This is a genomic window from Bartonella sp. AC62GZZY, assembly GCF_042196525.1.
Classification (GTDB): Bacteria; Pseudomonadota; Alphaproteobacteria; order Rhizobiales; family Rhizobiaceae; genus Bartonella.
Map to the genome: position 1 here is coordinate 1 of NZ_JBHIQN010000050.1, position 1,755 is coordinate 1,755.

4 protein-coding genes are annotated in these 1,755 nt (G+C 36.4%); 2 read left to right on the forward strand and 2 right to left on the reverse strand.

Annotation, left to right across the window (positions count from 1 at the left end; all coding sequences use genetic code 11):
• Window positions 1-23 precede the first annotated feature (23 nt).
• Complete coding sequence (gene ssb, locus ACFIML_RS09030) at window positions 24-470, reverse strand: single-stranded DNA-binding protein (protein WP_375607507.1); 447 nt, start codon at window positions 468-470, stop codon at window positions 24-26.
• Between the two features lie 189 nt (window positions 471-659).
• Here ssb and ACFIML_RS09035 point away from each other — a divergent pair, with 189 nt between their 5' ends.
• Window positions 660-941 (forward strand): type II toxin-antitoxin system RelE/ParE family toxin, encoded by a 282-nt coding sequence (locus ACFIML_RS09035; RefSeq protein WP_375607508.1) that lies wholly within the window; start codon window positions 660-662, stop codon window positions 939-941.
• Window positions 942-957: 16 nt separating this feature from the next.
• Complete coding sequence (locus tag ACFIML_RS09040; RefSeq protein WP_375607509.1) at window positions 958-1,251, forward strand: HigA family addiction module antitoxin; 294 nt, start codon at window positions 958-960, stop codon at window positions 1,249-1,251.
• A 49-nt stretch (window positions 1,252-1,300) separates the two neighbouring features.
• Here the strand turns inward: ACFIML_RS09040 and ACFIML_RS09045 are convergent, their stop codons facing one another.
• Window positions 1,301-1,627, reverse strand: coding sequence for a hypothetical protein (locus tag ACFIML_RS09045; RefSeq protein WP_375607510.1), 327 nt, complete (start codon window positions 1,625-1,627; stop codon window positions 1,301-1,303).
• Window positions 1,628-1,755 lie beyond the last annotated feature (128 nt).

Below are 1,755 nucleotides of genomic sequence, written 5' to 3' on the forward strand. Positions count from 1 at the left end.
TTTCTCTTTGCTCTATTTTTTAATCAAAATGGCATGCTATCATTAAGAGATGCGCTATAATCTTTAGCACCTGAAGCAATAGCATAATTTTGAGAAGTAATGGGGGAGGGGTGAGCAGATTGCTCTTTTTGGGCATCAAGCAAATACAACTCGCCTTTGAATTGTGGTAAGACAATCTCTGTTGTGTAACGGTCATGCCCATTTTTATCTTGCCATTTGCGTGTCTGTAATTTGCCTTCAATGTAAACCTTTGAACCTTTGTTTAGATACTGAAGCGCTATTTTTGCCAAATGTGGATTAAAAATCACCACGGAGTGCCATTCAGTTTTCTCTACTTTTTGATGAGTATTTTTATCCGTATAGCTTTCAGAAGTTGCCATACGAAAATTGACTACTTCTGTTCCATAATTCATTGTTTTGCTTTCGGGATCATTCCCTAAATAGCCAATTAACATCACTTTATTTAGCATGTTTGTCATTACCTTAAATTTGTATTTAAATATGTGAGAAATCTTAGCATAGTTTTATTATTTTTTCTATTATTTCAAAAGGATATTATTGATTATTAACATATAACATTATGTTTTAAGGCGCTCTTTGATAAATAATCAATTGACATAAATGCATGGTGTATAGTACCAAGTCTCAAGAGGGTATATATGGCAATCGTTAGTTTTAAGCATAAAGGGTTGAAATTATTCTTTGAAAGAGGAGAGTGCAAAGGCATACAACCCGCGCATGTTAAAAAATTAGCAAACATTTTAGTAATTTTAGATACAATATCCGCGCCTGAACAAGTTACTCTTAAATCGTATCGTCTACATGCGCTTACGGGCGATTTAAAAGGTTACTGGTCAATGCGTGTCAATGCAAATTGGCGTGTTACCTTTCGTTTCATTGGGACAGACGTTGAACTGGTTGATTATCAAGATTACCATTGAGTTTTGAGGTGTTATTATGATGTACAATCCTCCACACCCTGGCGGCATTTTGAAAGAAGAATTGCTTGATGAATTAGGGTTAACAGTAACAGAAGCTGCAAATCGTCTTGGCGTTGCACGTTTAACTTTATCCCGCATCTTAAACTGCCATGCGGCGATTAGCATTAACTTAGCTTTACGGTTAGAAAAAGCGGGTTTAAATGATGCGGAATTCTGGCTTAAACTGCAACAAAAGCATGATTTGTGGCAAGCTCGGCATAACAGCTCAATCCCACATATTTCACCTTTAGAGCAAGTAGGGCATCTTTAGAAAGACTTAGCCCATCCTTCTTCACACTTAGAGGTCATGTTCTTTAAAATCAAGCAACTTCTGATAGTTTTTTTATGCCTTTATTGATCTCGTCTATAAGAGGTTCGTAATTGAGAACGCTTTTCGGAATATTCCCACCGTAAACCCACGCTTTTACTTGCGCTTTGGTACTAAAATCCGCATTTTCTGGTGTGGTATAATACTGACCGCCATCAAACTTTTCACACTCTCTTGTACCGTCTTCATATTCGTAGAGGTTGTAAAAATACTCCTCTGCTCCATCTCCCCAAGGAACATACCCAACAGCCGTTGCGATAAACTTTTTTTGCATAGGCTGTTTACGTTTTTTAAAGAATCTTCGTTTTAATATTTCCATGTTTTAATTCCTATTTTTACCAATAGGTTAATTTACCTTAAATTTGACCGCACAGAGCGTTTTGTGTTGCTGGTGTGGTTTTCATCATAAAATCTTTAAATCGCTTTGTACGGTACCTTTTTATCGAT

Bases quoted from the DNA above. Each gene is read 5' to 3' on its own strand.
- ssb (WP_375607507.1), bottom strand. From the start codon at position 470: ATGCTAAATAAAGTGATGTTAATTGGCTATTTAGGGAATGATCCCGAA.
- ACFIML_RS09035 (WP_375607508.1), top strand. From the start codon at position 660: ATGGCAATCGTTAGTTTTAAGCATAAAGGGTTGAAATTATTCTTTGAA.
- ACFIML_RS09040 (WP_375607509.1), top strand. From the start codon at position 958: ATGATGTACAATCCTCCACACCCTGGCGGCATTTTGAAAGAAGAATTG.
- ACFIML_RS09045 (WP_375607510.1), bottom strand. From the start codon at position 1,627: ATGGAAATATTAAAACGAAGATTCTTTAAAAAACGTAAACAGCCTATG.